The following is a 3,959-nucleotide window of genomic DNA, read 5'->3' on the forward strand; positions in this document are numbered from 1 at the left end:
CCTCGCCGAAAGCCGGACACGCGCGCAGGCGCTGATCCTCGCGGGACTCGCCTTTGTCGGCGACCGCAAGATCGACAAGGCGGGGCAGCAGCTTGCGGCAGATGCCGAGATCAGCGTCAAGGGCCGCGACCATCCGTGGGTGTCGCGCGGCGGGATCAAGCTCGACCATGCGCTCACCCATCTCGGGTGGGACGTCGCCGGCGCAGTCGCGATCGATGTCGGATCGTCGACCGGCGGCTTCACCGACGTGCTGCTCAGCCGCGGCGCGGCGCGCGTCTATGCCGTGGATTCGGGCACCAACCAGCTCGCGTGGAAACTGCGGCAGGACGCGCGTGTCATCGTCCACGAACAGACGAGCGCGCGCATCCTGACGCCGACGCATATCCCCGAACCCGTCGACCTGATCGTCTGCGACGCCAGCTTTATCGCGCTGTCGAAGGTGCTGCCGGTGCCGATGTCCTTCGCGAAAGACGGCGCGCGCATCGTCGCGCTGATCAAGCCGCAGTTCGAGGCCGAGCGGCATGAGGTCGGCAAGAAAGGCGTTGTTCGCGACGCCGCGGTCCACGCGCGCATTTGCAGCGAAGTGCAGGACTGGCTGACCGGCGAAGGCTGGGACGTTGTCGACCTTGTCGAAAGCCCGATCACCGGCCCCGAAGGCAATGTCGAATTTCTGATCGCCGCGGTGAAGCGAGCCGCTTGACGCTGCGCCGCACAATCGCGACACCATGCAACGGATTCGCGTGTGGGGGGATAATGCGGACATGACCGAAATCGCAACGCCGGGGCAGCTTCGCATGTCCTATCTGCGCTGGGCGCTCGTCACCGTGCCGGCGATCGTGCTTGCGGGGAGCGTGTCGGGCCTGCTGTCGAACAGCGGTTATGGCAATCGCTGGTTCGCCGCGCTCGACCTGCCGCCGATCACGCCGCCGGGATGGGTGTTCGCCACCGTCTGGCCGCTCCTCTATATCTGCCTCGGCCTGTCGCTCGCGATGATCCTTCATGCCCGCGGCGCCAAGGGGCGCGGTTTTGCACTGCTGCTCTTCTTCGTCCAGTTGATCGCGAATTTCGCCTGGCCGCCGCTGTTTTTCGGGCAGCATCAGGTGACGACGGCGCTCTATGTGATCATCTTCATCCTGATGGTGACGGTCGCCACCGCCTTTGCCTTTGCGCCGATCCGCAAGGCCGCGGCGTGGCTGCTCGTCCCCTATATGATCTGGCTCGGTTTTGCCGCGATCCTCAATTTCCAGATCGATCAGCGCAATCCCGATGCCGAAACCCTTGTCCCCGCCGCCGCCAGCACCCAAATAGGATAGTGGCAAGGGGTATCTCCCCGACGAAGGAAGTTTAAAATGCAGAGCGAAAACCGTTTTTTCGACGATCTGGCCAAGATGGTGAACGGCATTGCCGGAACTGTCGCGGGCGCGGGCCGCGAAGCCGAGTCCGCGATGCGCGACCGCGCCAAGGAATGGGTCGGCCGCATGGATTTCGTCAGCCGCGAGGAATTCGAGGCGGTGAAGAAAATGGCCGCGACCGCACGCGCCGAAGCCGAAGCGCTGAAGGCGCGGCTCGACAAGCTTGAGGGCGTGGCGAAGCCTGCGGCGGCTCCGAAGGCTGCTGCGGCGCCGAAGGCCGCGGCAAAGCCTGCCGCGAAACCCGCAGCGGCGAAACCGGCAACCAAAGCGGCGTCAAAGCCGAAGGCCAAGTAATGCGTCGCCCCTGCGAAGGCAGGGGCCGCTATCGGCATTGCGCAAGGTTGCCAGCGGCCCCTGCCTTCGCAGGGGCGACGAATATTCGCGGACTCGCCACCCGACCGAACACCCGCTAAAGGCGCGCGCATGAGTGACGATATTTACGACGACGATGACGGCCAGGACGCGGCGCCGATGGAGATGCTGGCGTCCTATTTCGCCGCGCACGACTGGCCGCACGAGATGGTCGGCGAGGACGAGATCGTCGCGACCGCGCAGGGCAGCTGGACGACCTATGAGCTGCGCGCGGTGTGGCGCGCCGACGACGGCGTTATCCAGCTCCTCGCCTTCCCCGACATTCGCGTCGTCGAGGACAAGCGCGCCGCCGCGCACGAGGCGCTCGCGCTGATCAACGAACAGCTTTGGCTCGGCCATTTCGAGCTCTGGTCGAACAGCGGCACGATCCTGTTCCGCCACGGCATGCTGCTCGGCGCCGACGCATCGCTGCCGCTCGACCTCACCGAGACGCTGATCGAAAGCGCGATCGACGAATGCGAGCGCTTTTATCCGGTGTTCCAGTTCGTGCTGTGGGGTGGCAAATCGCCCGCCGAAGCGCTCGCCGCGTCGCTGATCGAAACGCGCGGCGAGGCCTAGCCCGAGATTTTTTCGAAGCGGGTCAGCCCCGGCCCCAGTTCGTTCGGCCCGATCGCCAGCGCCTCGCCGCTCCAGTCGGCGACGAAGATCGTCTTGCGGCCGGTCCCTTGCGGAACGCTCGCACGATTGCCGGTGATGACCAGCCCGCGCGACGGATTGTCGCGCGCCTCGGCTGCGACCGCGATCAGCGCGCCGTAATTTTCCTTGTCGCGTCCCTGGATCATCAAATTGTTTGCGATCTGTCCGGTCGATCCCGCAGGCAGGTCGATCAGGTAATTGGTCGCGGTGCCCTGCGTGTCGTCGAAGCTGTTGTCGCGGATTTCGACGCGCGGCGAGCGCGTCTTCAGATAATGGCCGCCGCTACCCTTTTCGAAGCGCGTGCGCGTGACGACGACGCGCCCATAGACGCCGGTATAAACGCTGTGCGCGCAGCTGAGGCCGCGGTCGCAGCGGCCGAGGCGCGAAAAGGTCGAACGGTCGATCGTCAGCGTGGCTTGCCTGTCATCTCCCGTTAAAATGCCTTCCTCGCTGCCCCGAAACAGGCTGTTGACGACGTCGAGGTTGCTTTGTTCGAGGCGGATGCCCGCACCATTGCCGTCGGGGACGCGCATATTCTGGAACACGATCCCGTCGACGCGCGCACCGGCGCCGCGCAGCACGAGCGCGGCCTTGCCCTCGCAGGTCACGCCGTCGAAGATCGCCCGGCCGGGTTCGACCGCGACGAAGGCGATGCGGCCCGCGGTCTGCACCGCGCAGTCGCGATGATAGCCGGCGGCGATACGGATCGTGCCCTCGCCTTCGCCGATCGCATCGACGGCGTCCTGCAGGCGCCCGAAGCTGCGGCCGTCGACGCTATAGGGTGCGCCGCCGGTTTGCGCGGGCAGCGGCACCGGCGCGAGAAGCAGCGGAAGGGCGAGCAGCGGCAGCAAGGGCTGGCGGAGGATCGGCTTGAACATGGAACGCTCATAGCCATTTTCGCGGCGCAAGTCGCTCGCGAAGCTGGTTAACCACGCGCCTGTCCCCTTTTCGGACGGCACGTCGGCGAGATATTAAACCATCGTCACCCCGGACTTGATCCGGGGTCGATGGACCCCGGATCAAGTCCGGGGTGACGAGCTTTGATATCAATCCAGATTCGGCCGCAGCCAGCGCGTCGCGGTTTCGATGTCGACGCCGCGCCGCTGCGCATAATCTTCGAGCTGGTCGCTCCCGATCCGGGCGACACCGAAATACTGGCTTTCGGGATGTCCGAAATAAAAGCCGCTAACCGCCGCGGTCGGCAACATCGCAAAGCTTTCGGTCAGCACCAGCCCGGCATTATCGCCTGCTGCGAGCAGATCGAACAAGATCGGCTTCAGGCTGTGGTCGGGGCATGCCGGATAGCCGGGGGCCGGACGGATACCGCGATATTCTTCCTTGATCAGCGCCTCGTTGGTCAGCTGCTCGCCCGGCGCATAGCCCCACAGCGTGGTGCGGACATGCTGGTGCAGCCGCTCGGCGAAGGCCTCGGCGAAGCGGTCGGCCAGCGCCTTCAGCAAGATGTCGGAATAATCGTCCTTGTCGGCGCGGAAGCGTTCCGAATGCGGCTCGATACCGTGGATGCCGACCGCGAAGCCG

The 3,959-nt window shown here is 65.4% G+C and carries 6 protein-coding genes; 4 read left to right on the plus strand and 2 right to left on the minus strand.

The window, feature by feature from the left end:
• The 4 genes from VJ811_RS03110 to VJ811_RS03125 form a co-directional block, all read left to right on the plus strand.
• Positions 1-700 (plus strand): TlyA family RNA methyltransferase (locus VJ811_RS03110; RefSeq protein WP_324070820.1); only part of this gene is annotated, 700 nt, incomplete at its 5' end.
• A 61-nt stretch (positions 701-761) separates the two neighbouring features.
• Entirely contained in the window at positions 762-1,313 is a 552-nt protein-coding gene (locus VJ811_RS03115; protein ID WP_324070821.1) for a TspO/MBR family protein, read from the plus strand.
• A 36-nt stretch (positions 1,314-1,349) separates the two neighbouring features.
• Positions 1,350-1,706 carry an accessory factor UbiK family protein gene (locus VJ811_RS03120; RefSeq protein WP_324070822.1) on the plus strand — a complete coding sequence of 119 codons (357 nt, stop codon included), beginning with the start codon at positions 1,350-1,352 and terminating at the stop codon, positions 1,704-1,706.
• 129 nt (positions 1,707-1,835) lie between these two features.
• The gene (locus VJ811_RS03125; protein ID WP_058536841.1) at positions 1,836-2,342 is read left to right on the plus strand and encodes a YbjN domain-containing protein; all 507 of its coding nucleotides are present in this window, start codon (positions 1,836-1,838) and stop codon (positions 2,340-2,342) included.
• On the opposite strand, the gene VJ811_RS03130 is transcribed toward VJ811_RS03125, so the two are convergent.
• Together VJ811_RS03130 and VJ811_RS03135 are read right to left on the minus strand one after the other, a co-directional pair.
• Positions 2,339-3,298 carry a right-handed parallel beta-helix repeat-containing protein gene (locus tag VJ811_RS03130; RefSeq protein WP_324070823.1) on the minus strand — a complete coding sequence of 320 codons (960 nt, stop codon included), beginning with the start codon at positions 3,296-3,298 and terminating at the stop codon, positions 2,339-2,341. The two genes, VJ811_RS03125 and VJ811_RS03130, sit on opposite strands and share 4 nt — an antisense overlap.
• A 168-nt stretch (positions 3,299-3,466) precedes the next feature.
• Positions 3,467-3,959: vitamin B12 dependent-methionine synthase activation domain-containing protein (locus VJ811_RS03135; RefSeq protein ID WP_324070824.1), on the minus strand; the 493-nt coding region annotated here is incomplete at its 5' end.

This window comes from Sphingopyxis sp., from assembly GCF_035250425.1.
Classification (GTDB): Bacteria; Pseudomonadota; Alphaproteobacteria; order Sphingomonadales; family Sphingomonadaceae; genus Sphingopyxis.

Coding starts and splice junctions, on each gene's coding strand:
- VJ811_RS03115 (WP_324070821.1), top strand. CDS start 762: ATGACCGAAATCGCAACGCCGGGGCAGCTTCGCATGTCCTATCTGCGC.
- VJ811_RS03120 (WP_324070822.1), top strand. CDS start 1,350: ATGCAGAGCGAAAACCGTTTTTTCGACGATCTGGCCAAGATGGTGAAC.
- VJ811_RS03125 (WP_058536841.1), top strand. CDS start 1,836: ATGAGTGACGATATTTACGACGACGATGACGGCCAGGACGCGGCGCCG.
- VJ811_RS03130 (WP_324070823.1), bottom strand. CDS start 3,298: ATGTTCAAGCCGATCCTCCGCCAGCCCTTGCTGCCGCTGCTCGCCCTT.